Consider the following 19454-nt stretch of genomic DNA (forward strand, 5'->3'; position numbering starts at 1 on the left):
ATAGGTTGTTATTCGAACAAGTACATAATTTCGGGGCGATACAGCAGCAGGTATCGCGTAGGAAAAAACACGCAGAACAAGGCTACAATGAGCAATAGGTGTTGCAGCCGCGACAGCCGCAGTTGCGCCAGCGCCGGGGGCAGCACAATCAGGAACAAAACCAGTCCGTAGCCCATGCTCCGGCTGGTATCGGCCACCATCACCGACACGACCATCGACACCGTCAATGCCGCTAATGTGCTGATTAGCAGGAGCGTTTGGCGCTGCTGCCACAGTCCCCACAGCCCCACCAGCACCAGCGCCCAGAGCAACTCATACGAGCGCCCCAGCTTCAGCAGGTTGCTGTGCAGGGGAAGCGTGGTCAGGAAATCGAAGCCAGCGCTGTTGGTGGGCGTTTCCGCATGATAGAGGTAGCCCAGCCCAAACCGCAGGCCCAGATAAGCTATCCAGCTACCCAGCACTGCCCCACCGGTAAGCCAGTTTTGTCGGCCAAAAACGGGCTGGTCTTTGGCAACTACCAGACATCGGTAAATCAGCACATAAGCCGAGTTAATCAGCGACCGTTCATCAACCCAATAGGCCAGGAATAGGCTGATAGTCAACACAAAGCGATTGCGACTCACGGCTGCCAGCAGCAGAAAAAAGTACGCGAAGGCATCGCCGCAAATGATGAAATCGAAGGGGAAAGCACCGCCAATGTAGAGGCCCATAACCGAGAGGGTCAGGTACAGAGCTACCGACCGGCTGTGGGTCAGTTGCTCGGCTTCGCGGGCGAGGAGGTACAGGAACACGGGCCAGCAGAGCAGTTGCACAGCGTACACGCCTATGCGGCCGCGGACAACGGCCAGCAGGGCGGGCAGAAACAGCCGGAATACCATTTTCTCTTCGTGGCAGCCGGGCTTTTCGTCGTAACAGATGATGGGCTGTAGGGGATGAATGAGCTGATCTTCAATAGTATCCCAGAAGTAGAATTTGGTCTGGAAAGCGGCCCAATATTCTGTGGGGAGATTCCAGAGGCCGGGGTGGGTGGGGAAGAAAATAAGCGGCGTTATCAGGCCCAGCACTACCACTTTCCACAGCCAGTTGTCACCCTGTAGCCAGCCATCAACCAGCCTATGAAAACGGGTTAGCAGCGTGGTAAACGACGAAGATGATGGGGGTGAAACGGCGGAAGTTGGGGTAGGCATTGGCTTGACAATCAGAGGGTATAGGCCCAGTCGGCTTCGGGGAGGTACTCGACCAGTCCTTTCTCGGTTTTACCCACGGCCACCCGACCTGAGCGCACAAACTCCAGGATCTCGTACTGCCGCAGGTAGTCGAAAAAGGCAAAGATATCGGTTTCGTTGCCCGTCTTCTCGATCACCACATAATCCAGCCCCCAATACACTACCCAGGCTTTGTGCTCTTTATTGATCGTTTCTACATCCAGCGGTTTGCTGCCCAACGGCGTCGAGATCTTGAACAGCGCGATTTCGTTATAAACAATTTCGTCGTTGAGGTAGCCAAAAACGGCCAGCACCTCCACGATTTTCCGAATCTGCCGCACTAATTTCTCCACTTCATCGCGTGACTCGTGCTTGATCACAATCGTAAACCGCGACACGCCATTCCGCTCTGTTTCTGAGACCGTCAGGCTCTCAATATTGATTCGTCTGCGCGTGAAAATGATCGTAATCCGGTTCAGCAGACCAATCGAATTCGAGGTAAAAACGCAAATAGTATACGTCGTCATTTCAGTCTGATCTGGGCTACTGATGCACCGGCTGGCACCATGGGGAATACGTTCTCTTCTTTTTCTACGATCACTTCCAGCAGATAGGGGCCGTCGTGGGCCAGCATTTTGTCGAGGGAGTCGGAGAGGGCTTCGCGGGCCTCGCAGGTGTGGCCTTCCATGCCGAAACCCCTGGCAATCATCACGAAATTGGGGTTTTGCAATTCGACAAACGAGTATCGACGGCTGTGGAAAAGCTGCTGCCACTGCCGCACCATGCCCAGGAAATTGTTGTTCAGGATGATGGCCTTTACGGGCTGCTTATTCTGCACGATGGTACCCAGTTCCTGCAACGTCATCTGGAAACAGCCATCGCCGATGATGGCCACCACCTGCCGGTCGGGCGCACCAACCTGCGCACCAAAGGCGGCGGGCAGGGCAAAGCCCATGGTACCCATCCCGCCCGACGTAACGAGGCTATTTTTCCGCCGAAACTGATAATATCGCGAGGCCATCATCTGGTGCTGCCCTACATCCGTCACCAGCACAGCCTCGCCGTTGGTCTTCCGAGAGAGCAGGTCAATGACCTCGGCCATCTTGATTTTCTCGGTGTCGCCGCTCAGTTCAGGTGTCGTAATGGTCTCGTTTTCAATGACATCGTATTTCCTAAACTCATTGCGCCAGATCGTGTGGTCATTATCATGCACCAGCGGCAATAATGCTTTGAGCACTTCTTTCGCATCGCCAACAACGGGGGCGTGGGCCTTAATGATCTTGTCAATCTCCGACGGGTCGATCTCGATATGCACCACTTTGGCCTGCCGGATGTACTTGCTGGCATCGCCCGTAACGCGGTCATCGAAGCGCATCCCGATGGCAATAATCACGTCGGCCTGATCGGTGAGTACGTTGGGGCCGTAGTTGCCGTGCATACCCAGCCAGCCAACGTAGTTGGGGTGGTTTGTCGGAATGGTTGATTGCCCTAGCAGCGTAGTGGCCACGGGAATGCCCGTTTTTTCGGCAAAAGCGAGTAACTCGGCTTCGGCTTTGCTGATCTGCACCCCGTGCCCTGCGAAGATATAAGGTCGCTTGGCCCCATTAATCAGCTTAGCAGCAGCCTGTAGTTGCTCCATTTTGGGCAGCAGGCGGGGGCGATAGCTGATGATAGTTCGGCACTTCTCGTATACAAACGGCTGCGTCATCAACTCTAATTGCGCCGATTTGGTCATGTCGATCAGCACCGGACCGGGGCGACCTGCCTGGGCAATGTAGAACGCTTTGGCCATGACCTCCGGCACTTCGTCGGCAGTGGTAATCTGGTAGTTCCACTTGGTAATCGGCATGGTCACGCCCATTACGTCGGCCTCCTGGAAGGCGTCGGTGCCCAGCAGCTTTTTGCCCACCTGCCCCACAATGCACACCAGCGGCGTAGAGTCAATCTGCGCGTCGGCGATGGCCGTGACGAGGTTAGTGGCACCGGGACCAGACGTGACCAGGCAAACTCCTGCCCGACCCTGCATACGGGCGTAGCCCTGTGCGGCATGACCTGCGCCCTGCTCGTGGCGTACCAAAATGTGGTTAATCTGCTCCTGGAAGTCGTAAAGGGCGTCATAGACGGGCATGATGGCTCCGCCGGGATACCCAAAAATAGTGTCGACCCCCTCGGCCACGAGGCATTCCATCAGGGCCTGCGACCCCGACAGCAGCCGGGGCATCTCGGCAGGTTCCAGTTCGGGCATTACGCTAATCGCTTGCATAGGCGTTGGTGCGTTGGCTATTGATAGGTACGATGTGCTAATCAACTTGTCAGTTTGTTCGGCGAAGTGCGCCGATTGTTATCATCATATCGGTATTGTTCACCACGTCCCAGTGCTCAACAATATTGCCGTCAACTAACCGATACAGATCGGATGCGTAAACTGTAACTTCCTGATTCGTAGGGACGTGACCTAGAAAGTTGCCCTCATGACTACCCTTCCATTCCGTATAAATAGTCACCAGGTCACCATCTGCAAGCACTTGTATAACCTTTACCATCCGATTTGGAAAGGCGGCGTTCAGCATGGAGAAGTACTTGCTCACACCATCCCGGCCTGGAATTGCGTTGCGGGAGTGATTGACAAAGTCAGCACTAATGTAGGCGTTGATTTTGTTGAGCTGTTTCTGGTTCAATACAACATTTACGAACTCGAGAACACGGGCTTTATTGGCGGCAGGCGACATGATCATTGTGGATTGGGCCAGAACGAGTGGGCTTATTAGAATATTAGCTATTAGCGCTATGGATGTCTTTGTAAGCATGTGTGTGATGTGAGCCATGTCACTTTTTCGTGGCTAGCAAAATTCCCGTCGACCAGGCTAACCGAGCTACATGCAGGTCGTCGCGGCTTTCGAGGTCGGCAACCAGCCGGTCTACGTTGTCGCCGTGGCCGTCGGGCCAGTTGGGCTGGGGCAACATATCGTCAATGACGTACAAACCGCCCGTTTTCAGGGTGCCCAGCGTGGCATCTAGGTTGGCGTATTTGCCGGGCCAGGCATCCGCAAAAATTAGATCAAACTGTTGATCCTGAGCATTTTCGAGCCAGTTGCCCGCGTCGGTGCAGTGCAGTTGCAGGCGGGTGTCGTCGCCCAGGATGTTGTCGGCCACGGCCTGGTATTTCGCGTCGTTATCAATGGACAACAGCGTGGCGTTAGCATCCATCCCGGCCAGGAGCCAGGCTGTGGCGAGGCCCGTTCCAGTGCCCAATTCCAACACCCGCGCCCCCGGCTTCGACCCCACCAACGCCTTCAGCAACGCCCCCGTCTGCAAATCGGAAGGCATGGAAAAGCGAATGGCTTTGCTGGCCGTTTCAATGGCTGCAAACCCTCTTGGTAGTGTGTGGATTGCGTCGGTGAACATGCCGATTTAGTTAGAGAGGCTTTGATATTTCAACGTACTAATTCGTTGAAAATCAACATCATTGGTTGACAATAGCGTAAGTTTATTGACCATAGCCGTGGCGGCGATGATTGCATCGGGTAGTTTCAGGCCTTTGTAATGACGGCGTAGTTTGATGGTCTGCTGAATGATGGGTTCGGATAGTGGCAACACTATAGAACTGTCTACGATGTTCTGGACAGTTTCTTCAATTGCCTTGTTGCCTGGTATCCAGCTAAGCAATTCCATTCTTGTGATAACAGACAGAATGCTTTCTTCACGAATGACTTGTTCAAAGAAAATGTACGGTCCTTCTACCAGCCTTTTAGTGATATAATAGCTATAGGCGGAGGTGTCAATCAGATATCTCTCTCCCATTCGTTCCGCATGTTGTCTAAATCACCAAGCATCCTATCTGTTGCTTCGCTGGATAAGTAGGCGAACTTTCCGCCAAACTGCGTCAAATCAATTTTGGGCTTTAGAACAGGTACAGGTTCTACCTCTTCGTCCAATATCAGTTTAAGTGTGGCCCCCTTTCCTCTCCAGTCTGCTGGGATTGGCACGGTCAGGGTGTCGTCGGTCAGTTCTACATGTTGTTCGATGACGTTCATATGCTTGTCGATTAGCGTTTTATCGGTAACGTAATCTAGGCCTCATCCGTCACACAACCTTCGCTGGCGCTTTTCACGTTGCGGATGTATTTGCCCAATATGCCTTTGGTGAACGGCGGGGCGGGTTGGGTCCACCTGGCGCGGCGGGCGGTCATTTCGTCGTCGGAGATGTGCAGGGTTAGTTCGCGGCCAACGGCGTCGATGGTAATGCGGTCGCCGTCTTTTACCAGGGCAATGGGGCCACCCTCGAAGGCTTCGGGCGTGACGTGGCCCACCACAAAGCCGTGGGTGCCGCCCGAAAAACGACCGTCGGTGATGAGCGCTACTTTGTCGCCCAGGCCCGCGCCCATAATGGCCGAGGTTGGTTTCAGCATCTCGCTCATGCCGGGTCCGCCTTTGGGGCCGCTGTTTCTGATCACGATCACCTGACCGGGTAGAATCTCGCCTTTCGAGAGAGCCTCCACTACCTCGCTTTCGTGTTCGCAGACCTTTGCCACACCCTCGAAACGCAGGCCTTCTTTGCCCGTAATCTTGGCTACCGACCCCGTGGGGGCCAAGTTGCCCCGCAGAATCTGAATATGGCCGGTGGCTTTGATCGGGTTGCTCAGCGGGTGTACGATAGTTTGTTCCTCGAAATCAAGGTCGGGTGCATCGGCCAGGTTTTCGGCCACGGTTTTGCCCGTCACCGTCATGCAATCGCCGTGGATCATACCGTTTTCCCAAAGGTACTTCATCACGGCCGGCACCCCGCCAATGGCGAGCATGTCTTCCATATAATACTTGCCGCTGGGCTTCAGGTCGGCCAATAGCGGCACGCGGTCGCTGATCGCCTGGATATCGTCGATAGATAATGGCAGGCCAGCCGAACGGGCAATAGCCAGAAAATGTAACACCGCGTTGGTAGACCCGCCAAGGGCCATCACCACCGTCAGGGCGTTTTCCAGGGACTTTGGGGTGATAATGTCGGCGGGCGTGATGTTCCGTTCGAGCAGTAGGCGCATGGCGGCACCAATCTTTTTGCACTCGTCCTGCTTGCCCTCGTGGGTGGCGGGGTAGTTGCTGCTGAAGGGTAAGCTCAGGCCCATGGCCTCAATGCTGGCCGCCATGGTGTTGGCCGTATACATGCCCCCGCAGGCCCCCGCGCCGGGAATCGAGTTGCGGATCACGCCCTCATAATCTTCGTCCGATATCTTGTTGGCGTATTTCTTGCCCAGCGCTTCAAACGCCGACACGATGTCGAGCTTTTGTCCTTTATAATGCCCCGACCGGATGGTGCCGCCGTAGACCATAATGCCGGGCCGGTTTATGCGGGCCATGGCCATCACGGCACCGGGCATGTTTTTGTCGCAACCCACCACCGTCACCACGCCGTCGTACCACTGCGCCGTCACTACCGACTCGATACTATCGGCAATGAGGTCGCGGCTGGGGAGCGAATACTGCATACCAGCATTACCATTGGTCATGCCGTCGGATACGCCGATGGTGTTGAAGATTAGTCCAACCAGGCCGTTGGCCACAATACCCTGCTTTACGTAGACAGACAACCCGTTAAGGTGCATGTTGCAGGTGTTGCCTTCGTAACCCGTGCTGGCAATGCCAATCTGGGGCTTTTGCATGTCTTCGCTCGTTAAGCCCACGCCATAGAGCATGGCTTTGGCGGCGGGGTTGTCCATCTGCTGGGTGAGCGTCTGGCTAAAGCGGTTTAGGTTGTCGGTGGCGGTTTCTGCAATCATTGTCTTTTAGCGAAATTTCGCTGGCTGCGTAATCACGCTGTAAAGAAAAGGATTGTTTTTGGCTTACGAAAAATTTTAGGCAGAATTAATCTAGCCGGTCAATAGTCAATTACTTAGGTAATACGCTGAATATCTGATAGTTTGGCCAATGGTTTAGCTTATTACCTACCAACCACCTAACCAACACTGCTTACATGAAGAAAACGTACACATCTCTTTATGGCCAAATGGCTTATGTTATCATAGCCGGCTTACAGCTAACGTTCATTCCTAACACCTTGCTAACCTTGTTTGGCTTCGCGTCTACCAACGAACTCTGGATTCGGGTATTGGGCGCACTGGTGCTTACGCTGAGCTTCTACTACTACGCCATGGCCCGCCACGGCACCCGGCCCGTGGTAGCTGCCACCGTGCGCGGCCGTTTATTCTTCTGCGGGACCTTAATCGCCTTCGTTGTCCTGGGCCTAGCCAAACTCCCACTCCTCGGCTTCGCCATCCTAGAAATCGGCCTGGCGCTGTGGACGTGGAGAGAACTGAAGAGAATGAATAATGAACAATGAACTGACGCGTTGGCTTCGCGCTCAGAACCCGTTGAGCGCGAAGCCAACGCGTCAGTTCATTGTACATTATTCATTGTTCATTAAATTCTTCCCCCCAGCACCTGAAAAGGCTTCAGCGTGATTGTCAGCGTGTTGGCGGTGGGTTTGATCATCATGGCGAAGCCTGTGTAGACATCGGTAAGGGAGCGGGCGGTGGTGGCGGTGGGCAGGGTGATGGTGGCGGTCTGGGGTTGGTCGCTAAAGTTGGCGAGGACTAATGACGACTTGCCTGCCAGTATGCGTATACCGCTGAAAATATGCGGGTTAGTGCTGGTGACGGCTTCCAGCTGCACCGCTCCGCCGATGAACTCCGGCAATTGCCTGCGGAAGGCGAACAGGCTTTTGTACAGGTTGTATGTTTTGCCCTGCTCGTCGTCGGGGGTGAAGGGATTGTCGGGATCACCGGCAAAGACTTCGGGGATGCCAAATAGGGCGTGGACGGCTTCGATGGCCATGAATCGCCCGTCGTACCCGTTAAACTTGTCGAACCAGGAGGTGTCGTGGTTGCGGGCAAAAAACACGCGGTTGGCTCCGGCGGGCAGCAGGTTATATACGCCCAGCAGGTGCTGCTTGTAATCGTCGGCGGTGTAGGTGCCCACGGCCATGCGGCGTTGCAGGAGGGCAACGGCCTCGGTTTGGTTGTCGTGCCCGAAGTTGCAGACGTTCAGAAACACCGGCCCGAAAATTTCGCTCAGCAGTACCGCATCGGGGTGCTGTCGGCGCAGAGCCGCCAGCATCTTTTTCAGCAAATCGGGGGCTGCCGAGCCGTCGCGGTAGGCGGGGTAGGGCACGTTGGGGTTCCAGCCCGCCCCCTTATACGCCGCCGCATCGACCCGGTAGCCGTCGTTGCCATATTCGCGCTGATCATGCAGCACCAGATCGATCATGTATTGCTGATAGGCGGGGTTGGCCCAGTCGGGGGTGATGCTGCCCCAGGTGGGGTGCATGCCCAGCCGCCCGTCTTCTTTTCGCACAAACAAATCGGGCCGTTCGCGGGGCACCTTCGATTCGACGTTGAAGCCGTGGATCACCATGTCGAAAATGACTTTCATACCCAGCCCGTGCGCCGTTTTCACCAGGGCTTTCAGGTCTTCGGGCTTACCAAATTTTGCATCAACCTTATATAGATCGAGCGGGCTGTAGCCGCCGTCCCAGTGCGGCATGAGGTAGATCATGGTAAACCCCACCGATTTATAGAACGGCAACCGCGCAGCCAGTTCGGCCAAACCACCTTTGTAGTATTTCGGGTACACCTCCAGAATAACCTGTTCCCGCACCCAGGCAGGCGTTTTAGGGTCAAGCGGCAGGGTGCGCGTGGTCAGTTGCTGGTACTGTGCCATAGCCAGCGCGGGCGAATCGGTCAGATCGAGGTGGTGGATGTCTGAGCTTACCATTTGCCCCGGCGCGAGGTAGTATGCCCGTTTGTTGTCGTGGCGCATGGTCACGGTTTGGCCGTTGCCTTCCAATGACGAGGTGTAAGTCACTTCGCCGCCCGTTTCCACGTAGCTCGCCAGGGTGTGCCGGTTGGCCAGGTTGGTCAGCATCAGGAAGCCAAAACCCAGGTCTGGAGCGTTGTGGAAACTCTTTCTTGTCCGTGCCAGCGAATCATACGGCGTAGCGGGCCGCACCAGCGAACCAGCCCAGAATGGTCCCGGCACGGTGAACCGGCAATCCTGCGTGTCGCCCACGTGAACGCCCGGCACCTCGAACCGAAAGCCGTCGAAATGTTGCCGTTGCGCAGCCGTGGGGGCATCGGTAGCATTCCGCAATACCTGTACCTGCCGCTCCAGTTGCGCCACGCCGGGCAGCAGGCGGTAAGTAGTGGTGAGTTCGTAGGCGTGTTTGCCCGTGGTTTTATCGAGTGGGCCGGTGCCCACCGTTACGCTCAGGGTAGCCCCCCGTCGGTTGGGGTCAACGGCGTAGGCGTGGCGCAGGTAGGTGGTGCCAAACGTAGCTGCCATGTAGGCATTACCGACGCTGAAATCGGCCGTGGGTGAGCCGGTGTTGGTGGTTGCGGAGGCTGGTGGGGTAGTGAGCAGTTCGCCCCGGAAATCGCCCCCGTCGGCCAGCAGACTCAGCCACCGCCCGGTTTGGCGATCAATGGTGAGGCGGAGGCGCTGGTTGCCCAAAATGAGTTGGGTGTCGGTTTCCTGCCGGTAGATATCCTCGAAAAGGGGCGTGGCGGGGCCAAAAGACAGCAGGGGCAGGAGTAAGAGCAGGTAAATCGCAGACCGGAGTAAAAGCACCATAGCAGGTTGAGAAAGAAGGGTCGTTTAAGGTATGAATGGTACTAACTGCCAAATTTCCTCATTTACCCGCCTATTCGTGCCGTACCTTTGCCCGGTTTTTGGCCTGACTTAACAAATAAACCGGCCACTATTCATTTCGTCACCAAGTCCATGAAGCCATACATTGTGGGTATTACCGGCGGCAGCGCGTCGGGGAAAACATCATTTCTGAAAGGGCTGCTCAATGCGTTCCACGAAGAGCACATCTGCCTTATTTCGCAGGATAACTATTACCTCGACCTCGACAAAATTGCCGTTGATGACCAGGGTGTCCATAATTTCGATATGCCCGAAACCATCGACCACCATCTCTACGCCCAGCACATTGGCCAGTTGCGGCGGGGCGAGCCGGTTGTGCAGAAGGAATACGTGTTCAACAACCCCGACGCGTTGCCCACTATGCTGACCTTCAACCCCGCGCCCATTATTGTGGTCGAGGGCATCTTCGTCTTCCACTTCCGCGAACTGGCCGACCAGATGGACCTGAAAATCTTTATCGACGCCAAAAACAGCATCAAGCTGGAACGCCGCGTGAAGCGCGACGCCGAAGAGCGCGGCTACGACCTCGACGATGTGATGTATCGATGGAAAAACCACGTTAAACCCACCTACAAGCAGTTTATCAAGCCCTACCGCGCCGAAGCCGACATTGTCATTCCCAACAATATTCATTACCAAAAAGGCCTCGACGTGGTCATCGCCTTCCTGAGATCGAAGATTGTCTGACGAACTTTTGCGACTGGTATAAAATTTGAATAGGGATCAGCTAATCACTTGGTTAGCCGATCCCTATTCTGATGAAAACTGTACTGCTACCTGTCCTGACCATCGCAGCTTTTGTTGCGGCGTTCATTACCGTATCCTGCTGCGCCATTTTCATTGGCGGTATGGCCGTATACACCATCTCGCGCCGGATGCTGGGCTTGTCAGTCCCCACCGCGTAGGGTTTCTTTGCCCACAATGGCTGTGCGGGTCCGCACCGGCGATACCAGGAAGAAGCCTACGGCGGCAGGCCCGGCGGCGTTGGTGTTGCGGATGTTGCTGGGCACGTTGGCGGGTGGGGTGGCAAACAAGCCCGCGTTTTGCAACTGCGCCCGCAGCAATTCCCAGAACAAATACCCCTCGGCCGTCATCGTCCGCATTTCTATGCGCATGGTGTCATTCAGGGCAAACAGCTTTTCGGGGTTTAGCGACTGCCGGATGGGCCGGATAAACATCAGCCCGTCGGTGTTGGCGCTGCCCCTGAACGCCCCGTCATAGGCCAGACTGATGTCCTGCGGGCGGTTTTGCAGCACCCCGTTTCGGTAGTAGCGCAGGTAATAATAATCAATAGCCCCGGCTGGGTCGGTGGCATAGAACTCACTTCGGTAGCCCTCTTCTTTCGACACCGGCGTAATGGTCTTCTTCCTGAAAATCAACGAATCGATGCTCGTAGTACGGGGCATTTGCGCCACCGATACGTAGGTATTGCCTTGATACTGAATGCCCAGCGTGTATGTCCGGCCAATGATGCCCAGGCGCGTGGTGTCGCGGGTGCTGGCGGGTTTCCAGGTGTACACGCCGTCGTTGTCGGGGTCGGTGAAGGCAAACGTACGGCCAGTATTGTCGCCTACTACCACGCTGGCACTGGTAGCGGGCGTGCTGGGGCCGTTATTGAAATAATTGGCCGTTTGGGTCAGCGTAATGCGCTGTTGCCCCGGCTGATCGGTAAGCCAGGCGTCAACTGCCAGCTGCGTTGGCCCCGATGCAATATTGGCGTCGATAATAGTTTCGCAGCCCATGAGACCCCAAAGGGAAATCAGGACTACGGCGAGTTTTAGAACTACTAAACTACGTTTCATGGCGAGGAACCACCCCCTGTAAGGGCGAGGCTTTTAGAACTTGAAGTTGTACGTTACCGAGGGTATGATCGTGGCGAAAACCGAATAGCGGATGGCCTGGGTCTGGGCCAGGTTGTCGGGGTTGGGCCGGTAATATTCCGAGAAGGGGTTCTTGCGGGCGTAGGCGTTGTAGACCGAAAACACCCAGCTATCTTCTTTCTTTTTACCAGGCCGCTTGCGACCCTGTAACGTGGCGGCCAGGTCGAGGCGGTGGTAGGGCTGGATGCGGTAATTGTTGCGCACGTTTTCGGCGTTGGTGCCCACGGCAATGCTCTCAAAGTCGAACCGGTTGCTGAAGAACGTGGCGGGCGTACCCGTGGCAAACACAAACGTGGCCGAATAACTCCAGCGACTTCTAGACCCGTCGGGGCGGGCCTGCGGATCATAGAGCAGCACGGCGTTGAGCGTGTGCCGCTTGTCGAAACGGGTTGGGTACCAGCGGTTTGCGTTCACACCATCCACTAACCGTTCGGTTTTGGCCAGGGTGTAGCTAAGCCAGCCGTTAAGGGCACCTTTGTTCTTTTTCAGGAAAAATTCGGCCCCATAAGCGCGTCCTTTACCCGCCAGTAGGTCGCCCTCCAGGTATTTGTTGAGCACCAGGTTGGCCCGGTCAATGTAGTCGATCTGGTTTTGCAGCGACTTATAATACACCTCCACAGAGGCCTCGTACAGGTTACCGTCGCTCCCGCCAAAGTTTTTGAAGTACCCACCCGCCACCTGATCGGCCAATTGTGGCGCTACGTTGTTGGTCGAAGGGGTCCAAACGTCGAGGGGGGTAGAGGCGGTGGTGTTCGAGAGCAAGTGGACGTACTGCGCCAGCCGGTTGTAGCTCAGCTTGATCGAGCTGCTGGGCGAGAGGTCGTATTTCAGCGCAAACCGGGGTTCCAGGTTGCCGTAGGTCTTGATCACCTCGCCCGAACCATACGTCTGCGTATTCAGCAACGGGCGGGGTCGCAGACCGGGGGTTTCAGCGGGGCCAAACGTATATACTTCACCGGGACCGAGGTATTGGTAAAACGAATAGCGTAGGCCATACTGCAACTGAATCCGGCTGGTAGCCTGTTGTTCGTTGCCAATATAAAGTGAGCTTTCCAGGGCGTATTTGCTGTTCAGCCCGAAGGTGCGCACGGTGCCTGCACTAGCAGCGGTGGCCGTGCCGGGCTGGAAATCATAGAGCAGGGCCTGCCCGCCGAAGGTGACAGTGTTCTTGTTCAGAAACAGCGTAAAGTCGGGCTTGATGCTGTAGTTGACAATCTTGGCGTTGGTGCGGAAATAATCGCCGGTGTTTTCGGGTTTGCGGCGCAGGTCAGAATCCAGCGAATAGTCGTAATTGCTGTAGAAGGCGGTGGTGTTCAGAAAGAGCTTGTTGTTGAAGACTTTATTCCAGCGTAGCGAGGTGGTGGCGTTACCCCAGTTGAACCCAAAGTCGGCCCCGAACACGTCGCGCCCAAAATAGCCGGAGAGGAAAATGGTGTTCTTCTCATTAAGCCGCACGTTGGCTTTGGCCGTGAGGTCATAAAAATAAAACTGCGACCCCTTCAGATTGCCCGTCAGAAATGGTTGTGCCAGCACGTCGGCATACGACCGCCGCCCGGCAATAATGAATGACCCTTTACCTTTGAACAGGGGACGTTCGTAAGACAACCGGCTGAAAATGAGGCCTATACCCCCGTTGATTTCCGGCTTCTTGGCGTTGCCCTCCTTCAGCCGAACGTCGAGAATCGACGCGATACGGCCACCATACATGGCCGGAATGCCGCCTTTGATGAGCTTCACGTCCTTCACCGCGTCGGGGTTGAAGATGGAAAAGAAGCCAAACAGGTGCGACGAGTTATAGACTGGCGCTTCGTCGAGCAGGACCAGGTTTTGGTCGATGCTGCCCCCGCGGACGTTGAAACCCGTAGCGCCTTCGCCCACCGTACTCACACCGGGCAGCAACTGAATGCTGCGTACCACGTCTACTTCACCCAGCAGGGCCGGAATGCGCTGAATGGTCTTGATGCCCACCCGGTTCACACTCATTTCAATGTTTTTGACGTTATCATCTTCGCGACGGGCTGCTACAACCAGCTCCTGCAATTCGCGGCCTTCTTCAGCTAGTTCAACGTCCAGCCGGACATCTTTGTCGGTCAGTTCTACGGTGCGGCTCTGGCGTTTGTAGCCCACATAAGTGACCACAAATGTGTACGTACCTTTAGGCAACGTGACCGAATAAAAGCCGTAGTTGTTGGTTACGGCTCCGGTTCCCGTTTCTTTGCTATATACCGACACCCCGATGAGGCCTTCGGCATTGGCAACATCTTTTACGTAGCCGCTCACGGTCAGCTTGTCCTGCGCGTTGGCCAAAAGAGCCATCAGACTAAGCAAACTGCTGAGCAGAACGGTTTGTACGAGTTGTTTCATGGTGGTTGATCGGCCCGCACAGTAAGGTTACTCACCACTGAGGCACGCTATTTGTTACTATAAAACAAAAGTGTAGTCTGATGTTTTGGCTTTCGTGTTAAATTAGACAAAAGCCTGAAAACAGGGGTTAAACGGTCCAAAGTGTAGTACATATCCAACTTTCACCATGCGTCGGCTCTTATTCATTTCGCTCTGGTTGCTGAGTTTATCCACTCAGTCGCAATCGCTACTCTGGCAGATTTCCGGCAACGGGCTAGCCAAGCCGTCGTATCTTTTTGGTACCTATCACATCCTGCGCGACAGCTATTTGCAGGGCGACTCGCTGACCCGTGCCCACTTCGAACAAGCCGAGGGTGTGGTGGTGGAAATGGTGTTCGATTCGAGCGAACGTGCCAAAGTGGTGCAGTTCAGTACTATGCCCGACAATAACTTGATTCGGCTTATCGATGCCAACGACTACAAGCTCGTGGCCGACGAGTTCAACGCCGTTACGGGGCAGGAATTATCTTTCTATAACCAGATAAAACCGGTCATCATTGCCACGGCCCTCAGCACGGCCTACGCCCGCCGAGAGTCCGATACGCTCACCCATTTCACGGGCCAACCCATCGACCTGTTTTTTGTGCGCCAGACGCAGGCGGCCAAGAAGCCCCTTTTGGGCCTGGAAACGCTGGAAGAGCAACTCAAGCTCCTTTACGACCGGCAGCCCGTAGAGCAACAGGCCGACCAACTGGTGCAGATGGTAAAGCACCATAACGAATCATCGACCCGCAAAGGCCCCGGCCTGACCGATATGTATCTGAAAGCTAACCTCGACGGGATGTGGGACCTGTTCCAGCGCGAAAGCAGCAGCCCCGCCGATTTATACACCCTGGTGGATGATCGTAACGTGCGGTGGATGAGCCAGTTGCGCGAGACTATGGCGCTCCGGTCTACGTTTATTGCCGTCGGTGCCGGTCACCTGCCCGGCCCAAACGGTCTGCTGAAACTCCTCCGCGAAGCCGGCTACACTGTAGAGGCCATCCGCAACAAAGAAGCCGTCCCCGATTTAGCAGCGGTGAAGTGAAGGGAATGAACAATGGGCTGACGCGAACATACTCTCGCGTCAGCCCATTGTTCATTGTACATTAATATTCTTGCTCCAGCGGGTGGACCATAAACTCGTCGATGACGACGTGGGCGGGGCGGCTGATGATGAAGAGCATCGACTCGGCCATGTCTTCGCTTTTGAGGTAGCCTTTTGAGGATTCGTGGCCGTGGCCTTTGGCGTGGAAATGTGAATCGACCAGGCCGGAGTAGACGCCCGTTACTTTGATGCCCAGGGGCCGAACCTCCTTCCGCAACGCGCCCATAAACGCCTCCTGCGCATACTTGCTGGCTGTATACAGCGATCCACCCGCGAAAGTGCGCTTGGCTACGTCAGAAGCCACCACCACAATATGGCCGCTGCCTTGGGCTTTCAGGGTGGGCAAAGCCGCTTTGGTGAGCACGAATGTGCCCGTTACGTTGGTAGCCATGGTGGCATTCCACTCGGCAAGGCTGATTTCATCTACGTTCTTGAAAACGCCCACACCCGCATTATTGATCACAATGTCGAGCCGACCGAATCTGTCAAGGGCTGTTTGCACCACGGCAGCCATGTCGGCTTCGTTGGCTACGTCGCCCGCTACAGCCACGATATTGCCATTACCTTCAGTTTCGAGGGTTTTCAGTTCCTCAGCATTGCGGGCTGTGGCTACGACTTTTGCTCCGTTTTGGGCTAGTAGTAGGGCTGTAGCCCGCCCAATGCCCCGCGAGGCACCAGAAATTATAACTACTTTGTTGTTTAGATTCATAAAGCAAAAGTAAGCCGCAAACCAACGCTACAAAGTCAATTATCAACCAGTCTTTAGAAACTAGTTAGGGTCGATTAGTCAGGCCCATTACCAAACCAGTCATTTCTTTGGTCTCAACTGAATCACCCATTTTTAGCGAAACTGGGCCTTTGTTTGGCCGAATAGTAAGTTGAAATTTTAACCACGGACAGCATACCCGCTCGAACTCAATAAATTCTATCAACTCAGCCAACAGCTTGTCATCAGGCTGTTGAAACACTATTTCGTAACTATGTTTATACTCGGTCAGCCTGTTAATCTTCTTAAAAAGCGTTTGATGTAATTCGTTCATCCGTTTAATCTGCTCAGGGGCTGTCAATTGGCAGGCCAAGGCAATCTTTTTGGTCATTTTTGCTTTATGAGTCATAGCCTGCGTAGACGTTTGCCCGGCGGCACAATGGCTGATTAGCCAGAGTAGGGCGTTAAATAATACAGTTTTCATTGCCTTTTTTGCCAAATCTAAACGCTGGAGTATACTCCATTGTCAAGCACTTTATTACAGAACAGTATGTTGATCGGTGAACTTTCCAGTCAATCCGGGTTTTCTCGTGACACTATCCGGTATTATGAAAAACTGGGCTTGCTTACCTTGCCCCGTTCAGCCCGCCGGACAAATAATTATAAAGAATACACCGCCGTTACGCTTGCCCGGCTACGGGCTATCCGCGCGTTGAAAGACATCGGTTTCACGCTCTTAGAAATTCAGCAAACAATTCAATCGTTTGATCATGAGGGCATTGATTGCGCTAAGGGTGTTCAGCAAATTCGCGCAAAACTGGTTTTGATTGATGAGCAGATCAGCCAGTTACAGCTATGTAAAAGGCAGTTGCTGGACGTTTTGACCCACTGTTCAACGGAGTGCCAGGTAAACGCCATTTTGCATGATATATTCCACCGTCCTACTTAATGAGTACACATGATTTACCTCTTTGCCAGCATTGTGCTATCGGTGATACTGCTGTTGAATTTTCGGCTGTTTCCGCGCTTCAATGTCAATACCGTTCAGGCTATCAGCCTCAATTACCTGGTCTGTTTTGCCACCGGATATGCCCTCCTGCCCGGACCGGTACGCCGGTGCGGCGGGACCGCACCCGATGTGCCCTTTTCGCTCGATTTTGGCCAAACCTGGACGTGGGTGGCGCTGGGCATTGGCGTGGCATTTGTCGTTACATTTTTGCTATCTGGTGCCTCCACGCAACGCAATGGCATCACGGCCACGTCGCTGGCCAATAACCTGTCGCTGGTGATTCCGGTGTGCGTGAGCCTGTTTGTGCTGGGGGGCGGTGGTCGTGCCTTCGACGGCTGGAACTACCTCGGACTGGTGCTCGCCGTAGTAGCCGTGGGGCTTAGCACTTACAAAAAAAGTGCCCCCGACGAACCAAAAACGGCCAAAACGTCGCCATTAGTAGCCTTGTTACCAGTGGCGGTGTTTTTGATGTACGGCTTCACCAACACCATGATCAACGTCATGAACGTACGCTACATCGCCAAAGGTGCCAGCCCCGTGGTGGTCACGCTCACGATGGTGGTAGGAGCCATTGCGGCGGGTACGCTTTTGTTTGGGTATCGCCTCATCCGGGGTATCGACCGGGTAGAGAAGCAAAACCTGATCGGGGCCGTTACGCTAGGCATTCCAAACTTCCTCAGCTTCTACACACTTGTGCTGGCGCTGTCGGCATTCAAGGGTAACGGAGCGTTTGTGTACCCCCTCTACAACATCGGCGTGATCCTGCTGGCGGCGGCGGTAGCGGCGCTCTTTTTTCGGGAAAAACTGCTGACTGTCAATAAGATCGGGCTTGCCCTGGCCGTAATTGCCATTGGACTGATCTCGTGGCAGGAGCTGTTTTAGACTGTTATCCAGTCCAGAATCTGGCTGGCTCGTGCACCGGTCTCGCCCGTGCTGGGGCTTTTCGGCCCGCCGCGTAACTCGTTCACTATCAACTCAATCAGCGGCTGTTGTACGTGTTCTGGAAAAGGTACGGTAAGGGTCTCCGTTCCCGCTGCTGTGTCAACGGTAATGACAAAATTTTCGAAGAACGAGAACGTGATTTTGCCCTGACTGCCAATTAGTTGCGTTTGCTCCAGGCGCTGTTCTTTGTTCACCGTAAAGCACCAGCTTCCGGTACCCACCACGCCGGATTCAAACGCAAACGAGGCTACCACCATATCGTCGGCAGCATACAGACCGGCCTGGTTTCTGGCTATGCCGCTGGCCGATTGAATGGGGCCAAGCATAAATGCCAGCAAGTCGAACTGGTGCGAAACGAGGTCGTGAAACAGCCCCCCGCCCGACACGTCTGGTGATACCCGCCACCCGCGCCCGGCCACGGTTTCGCGGTCGTCGGGGGGCCAGTTTAACTGTACATTTACTACCCGAATATCGCCAATTGCTTTATTATCAATGAGTTCCTTCACCCGCAGGAAGTAGGGCAAGGCCCGGCGGTAGAACGCTACAAACAGCGGCATACCCGTTTCGCGGCTTACCTGATTCATGGCTGCGCACTCAGCCGCGTTCAGCGCCATGGGCTTCTCTACATAGACGGGCTTACCCGCCTGCATGGCCCGGATGGCGTAGTCGGCATGGCTATCGGGTGGGGTAGCCACGTAGACAGCATTCACGTTGGGGTCGTTGATGAGGGCATCAGCGTCGGTATACCAAGCAGGCACCCCATGCCGGTGGGCGTAATCGGCGGCTTTTTCACCGTCACGCCGCATCACGGCAACCAGCTGTGAATGAGGTGCTTTGCTAAATGCCGGACCGCTTTTTACCTCCGTCACGTCGCCACAGCCAATAATACCCCAGTTGATTTGGTTCATGAGAGTTAATGTACAATGGATAATGCACAATGCACAATGGTTGCTGACGCGAGAGTAGGTTGGCGCGAAGCCATTGTACATTATACATTATCCATTGTACATTAATAACCACTCCTCTTCCTTCATCCGCATCACGGCCACTTCTTCTTCGGTTTTGTCGCCGTAACCGCAGAGGTGGAGCAGGCCGTGGGCCAGTACGCGGCGCATTTCTACTTCAGGTGCAATACCAAGTTGGGCGGCATTGTCGGCCACACGGTCTACGCTGACGTAGATATCGCCCTCGATGGGGTCGTCGACATACTCGCGGTTATCGAAGGTGATGATGTCGGTGTAATAGTCGTGTTGCAGGTATTCCTTATTCACGTTCAGCACGTACTCATCCGTGGCGAAAATGTAGTTCAGATCGCCCATGTCGTGCCCCTCGGCTTTGGCCTGCGCCGTGAGCCATTTCTTCACCGCCAGCTTCTGCGGCAGCTTAAAGTCAGTGTCTTCGTTGAAAAAGCGAACCATGATTTGATTTACGAATTACGATGTACGATTTACGATTTTTGCTGACGCGTCCATTTACGCTACAGCAAGCTGACGCGTCAGCAAAAATCGTAAATCGTACATCGTAAT

General features: G+C 54.7%; 21 protein-coding genes. 6 read left to right on the forward strand and 15 right to left on the reverse strand.

Features of this window, described 5'->3' with window-relative positions; genetic code table 11:
• Window positions 1-8: 8 nt before the first annotated feature.
• The 8 genes from J2I48_RS17250 to ilvD form a co-directional block, all read right to left on the reverse strand.
• The gene (locus J2I48_RS17250) at window positions 9-1187 is read right to left on the reverse strand and encodes a hypothetical protein (protein ID WP_207336724.1); all 1179 of its coding nucleotides are present in this window, start codon (window positions 1185-1187) and stop codon (window positions 9-11) included.
• An 11-nt stretch (window positions 1188-1198) separates the two neighbouring features.
• Complete coding sequence (ilvN, locus tag J2I48_RS17255; RefSeq protein ID WP_207336725.1) at window positions 1199-1732, reverse strand: acetolactate synthase small subunit; 534 nt, start codon at window positions 1730-1732, stop codon at window positions 1199-1201.
• On the reverse strand, window positions 1729-3468 hold the full coding sequence (gene ilvB / locus J2I48_RS17260) for a biosynthetic-type acetolactate synthase large subunit (protein ID WP_207336726.1): 1740 nt from the start codon (window positions 3466-3468) through the stop codon (window positions 1729-1731). Before ilvB ends, ilvN begins: the two co-directional genes overlap by 4 nt.
• Before the next feature lie 49 nt (window positions 3469-3517).
• Window positions 3518-3934: an ester cyclase gene (locus J2I48_RS17265; RefSeq protein WP_207336727.1), complete on the reverse strand. Its 417-nt coding sequence runs from the start codon at window positions 3932-3934 to the stop codon at window positions 3518-3520.
• A 97-nt stretch (window positions 3935-4031) separates the two neighbouring features.
• On the reverse strand, window positions 4032-4610 hold the full coding sequence (locus J2I48_RS17270) for an O-methyltransferase (protein WP_207336728.1): 579 nt from the start codon (window positions 4608-4610) through the stop codon (window positions 4032-4034).
• A gap of 6 nt (window positions 4611-4616) precedes the next feature.
• On the reverse strand, window positions 4617-5006 hold the full coding sequence (locus J2I48_RS17275) for a type II toxin-antitoxin system VapC family toxin (RefSeq protein ID WP_207336729.1): 390 nt from the start codon (window positions 5004-5006) through the stop codon (window positions 4617-4619).
• Complete coding sequence (locus J2I48_RS17280) at window positions 4988-5239, reverse strand: hypothetical protein (protein ID WP_207336730.1); 252 nt, start codon at window positions 5237-5239, stop codon at window positions 4988-4990. Before J2I48_RS17280 ends, J2I48_RS17275 begins: the two co-directional genes overlap by 19 nt.
• Window positions 5240-5274: 35 nt before the next feature.
• Window positions 5275-6975 carry a dihydroxy-acid dehydratase gene (gene ilvD / locus J2I48_RS17285; RefSeq protein ID WP_207336731.1) on the reverse strand — a complete coding sequence of 567 codons (1701 nt, stop codon included), beginning with the start codon at window positions 6973-6975 and terminating at the stop codon, window positions 5275-5277.
• Window positions 6976-7253: 278 nt separating this feature from the next.
• Between ilvD and J2I48_RS17290 the strand changes: the two genes are divergently transcribed.
• Window positions 7254-7535, forward strand: coding sequence for a hypothetical protein (locus tag J2I48_RS17290; RefSeq protein WP_207336732.1), 282 nt, complete (start codon window positions 7254-7256; stop codon window positions 7533-7535).
• An 80-nt stretch (window positions 7536-7615) separates the two neighbouring features.
• Here J2I48_RS17290 and J2I48_RS17295 read toward each other — a convergent pair whose 3' ends face one another.
• Window positions 7616-9823, reverse strand: coding sequence for an alpha-amylase family glycosyl hydrolase (locus tag J2I48_RS17295; RefSeq protein WP_207336733.1), 2208 nt, complete (start codon window positions 9821-9823; stop codon window positions 7616-7618).
• Between the two features lie 150 nt (window positions 9824-9973).
• Between J2I48_RS17295 and udk the strand changes: the two genes are divergently transcribed.
• Both udk and J2I48_RS17305 read left to right on the forward strand, forming a co-directional pair.
• The gene (udk, locus tag J2I48_RS17300) at window positions 9974-10588 is read left to right on the forward strand and encodes a uridine kinase (protein WP_207336734.1); all 615 of its coding nucleotides are present in this window, start codon (window positions 9974-9976) and stop codon (window positions 10586-10588) included.
• A gap of 71 nt (window positions 10589-10659) precedes the next feature.
• Window positions 10660-10806: a hypothetical protein gene (locus J2I48_RS17305; RefSeq protein ID WP_207336735.1), complete on the forward strand. Its 147-nt coding sequence runs from the start codon at window positions 10660-10662 to the stop codon at window positions 10804-10806.
• On the opposite strand, the gene J2I48_RS17310 is transcribed toward J2I48_RS17305, so the two are convergent.
• Window positions 10789-11703, reverse strand: coding sequence for a DUF4249 domain-containing protein (locus J2I48_RS17310; RefSeq protein ID WP_207336736.1), 915 nt, complete (start codon window positions 11701-11703; stop codon window positions 10789-10791). The two genes, J2I48_RS17305 and J2I48_RS17310, sit on opposite strands and share 18 nt — an antisense overlap.
• Before the next feature lie 33 nt (window positions 11704-11736).
• Window positions 11737-14097 carry a TonB-dependent receptor gene (locus J2I48_RS17315; RefSeq protein ID WP_229376426.1) on the reverse strand — a complete coding sequence of 787 codons (2361 nt, stop codon included), beginning with the start codon at window positions 14095-14097 and terminating at the stop codon, window positions 11737-11739.
• A gap of 214 nt (window positions 14098-14311) precedes the next feature.
• Here J2I48_RS17315 and J2I48_RS17320 point away from each other — a divergent pair, with 214 nt between their 5' ends.
• Window positions 14312-15211: a TraB/GumN family protein gene (locus J2I48_RS17320; protein ID WP_207336738.1), complete on the forward strand. Its 900-nt coding sequence runs from the start codon at window positions 14312-14314 to the stop codon at window positions 15209-15211.
• Between the two features lie 61 nt (window positions 15212-15272).
• Here J2I48_RS17320 and J2I48_RS17325 read toward each other — a convergent pair whose 3' ends face one another.
• Window positions 15273-15980: an SDR family oxidoreductase gene (locus J2I48_RS17325; RefSeq protein WP_207336739.1), complete on the reverse strand. Its 708-nt coding sequence runs from the start codon at window positions 15978-15980 to the stop codon at window positions 15273-15275.
• Window positions 15981-16044: 64 nt separating this feature from the next.
• Window positions 16045-16461, reverse strand: a complete 417-nt coding sequence (locus J2I48_RS17330) for a hypothetical protein (RefSeq protein WP_207336740.1) — start codon at window positions 16459-16461, stop codon at window positions 16045-16047.
• A 66-nt stretch (window positions 16462-16527) separates the two neighbouring features.
• Between J2I48_RS17330 and J2I48_RS17335 the strand changes: the two genes are divergently transcribed.
• Window positions 16528-16926, forward strand: coding sequence for a MerR family transcriptional regulator (locus tag J2I48_RS17335; protein ID WP_207336741.1), 399 nt, complete (start codon window positions 16528-16530; stop codon window positions 16924-16926).
• Window positions 16927-16935: 9 nt separating this feature from the next.
• The gene (locus J2I48_RS17340) at window positions 16936-17868 is read left to right on the forward strand and encodes an EamA/RhaT family transporter (protein WP_207336742.1); all 933 of its coding nucleotides are present in this window, start codon (window positions 16936-16938) and stop codon (window positions 17866-17868) included.
• On the opposite strand, the gene J2I48_RS17345 is transcribed toward J2I48_RS17340, so the two are convergent.
• Both J2I48_RS17345 and ybeY read right to left on the reverse strand, forming a co-directional pair.
• Window positions 17865-18836, reverse strand: a complete 972-nt coding sequence (locus tag J2I48_RS17345; protein ID WP_207336743.1) for a Gfo/Idh/MocA family protein — start codon at window positions 18834-18836, stop codon at window positions 17865-17867. The genes J2I48_RS17340 and J2I48_RS17345 overlap by 4 nt on opposite strands.
• An 87-nt stretch (window positions 18837-18923) precedes the next feature.
• Window positions 18924-19346, reverse strand: coding sequence for an rRNA maturation RNase YbeY (ybeY, locus tag J2I48_RS17350; RefSeq protein WP_207336744.1), 423 nt, complete (start codon window positions 19344-19346; stop codon window positions 18924-18926).
• Window positions 19347-19454 lie beyond the last annotated feature (108 nt).

It is taken from the genome of Fibrella aquatilis, from assembly GCF_017353255.1.
Classification (GTDB): domain Bacteria; phylum Bacteroidota; class Bacteroidia; order Cytophagales; family Spirosomataceae; genus Fibrella; species Fibrella aquatilis.

Excerpts from the sequence above, each read along its gene's own strand:
- J2I48_RS17250 (WP_207336724.1), bottom strand. The coding sequence starts at position 1,187 with ATGCCTACCCCAACTTCCGCCGTTTCACCCCCATCATCTTCGTCGTTT.
- ilvN (WP_207336725.1), bottom strand. The coding sequence starts at position 1,732 with ATGACGACGTATACTATTTGCGTTTTTACCTCGAATTCGATTGGTCTG.
- ilvB (WP_207336726.1), bottom strand. The coding sequence starts at position 3,468 with ATGCAAGCGATTAGCGTAATGCCCGAACTGGAACCTGCCGAGATGCCC.
- J2I48_RS17265 (WP_207336727.1), bottom strand. The coding sequence starts at position 3,934 with ATGTCGCCTGCCGCCAATAAAGCCCGTGTTCTCGAGTTCGTAAATGTT.
- J2I48_RS17270 (WP_207336728.1), bottom strand. The coding sequence starts at position 4,610 with ATGTTCACCGACGCAATCCACACACTACCAAGAGGGTTTGCAGCCATT.
- J2I48_RS17275 (WP_207336729.1), bottom strand. The coding sequence starts at position 5,006 with ATGGGAGAGAGATATCTGATTGACACCTCCGCCTATAGCTATTATATC.
- J2I48_RS17280 (WP_207336730.1), bottom strand. The coding sequence starts at position 5,239 with ATGAACGTCATCGAACAACATGTAGAACTGACCGACGACACCCTGACC.
- ilvD (WP_207336731.1), bottom strand. The coding sequence starts at position 6,975 with ATGATTGCAGAAACCGCCACCGACAACCTAAACCGCTTTAGCCAGACG.
- J2I48_RS17295 (WP_207336733.1), bottom strand. The coding sequence starts at position 9,823 with ATGGTGCTTTTACTCCGGTCTGCGATTTACCTGCTCTTACTCCTGCCC.
- udk (WP_207336734.1), top strand. The coding sequence starts at position 9,974 with ATGAAGCCATACATTGTGGGTATTACCGGCGGCAGCGCGTCGGGGAAA.
- J2I48_RS17305 (WP_207336735.1), top strand. The coding sequence starts at position 10,660 with ATGAAAACTGTACTGCTACCTGTCCTGACCATCGCAGCTTTTGTTGCG.
- J2I48_RS17310 (WP_207336736.1), bottom strand. The coding sequence starts at position 11,703 with ATGAAACGTAGTTTAGTAGTTCTAAAACTCGCCGTAGTCCTGATTTCC.
- J2I48_RS17315 (WP_229376426.1), bottom strand. The coding sequence starts at position 14,097 with ATGGCTCTTTTGGCCAACGCGCAGGACAAGCTGACCGTGAGCGGCTAC.
- J2I48_RS17320 (WP_207336738.1), top strand. The coding sequence starts at position 14,312 with ATGCGTCGGCTCTTATTCATTTCGCTCTGGTTGCTGAGTTTATCCACT.
- J2I48_RS17325 (WP_207336739.1), bottom strand. The coding sequence starts at position 15,980 with ATGAATCTAAACAACAAAGTAGTTATAATTTCTGGTGCCTCGCGGGGC.
- J2I48_RS17330 (WP_207336740.1), bottom strand. The coding sequence starts at position 16,461 with ATGAAAACTGTATTATTTAACGCCCTACTCTGGCTAATCAGCCATTGT.
- J2I48_RS17335 (WP_207336741.1), top strand. The coding sequence starts at position 16,528 with ATGTTGATCGGTGAACTTTCCAGTCAATCCGGGTTTTCTCGTGACACT.
- J2I48_RS17340 (WP_207336742.1), top strand. The coding sequence starts at position 16,936 with ATGATTTACCTCTTTGCCAGCATTGTGCTATCGGTGATACTGCTGTTG.
- J2I48_RS17345 (WP_207336743.1), bottom strand. The coding sequence starts at position 18,836 with ATGAACCAAATCAACTGGGGTATTATTGGCTGTGGCGACGTGACGGAG.
- ybeY (WP_207336744.1), bottom strand. The coding sequence starts at position 19,346 with ATGGTTCGCTTTTTCAACGAAGACACTGACTTTAAGCTGCCGCAGAAG.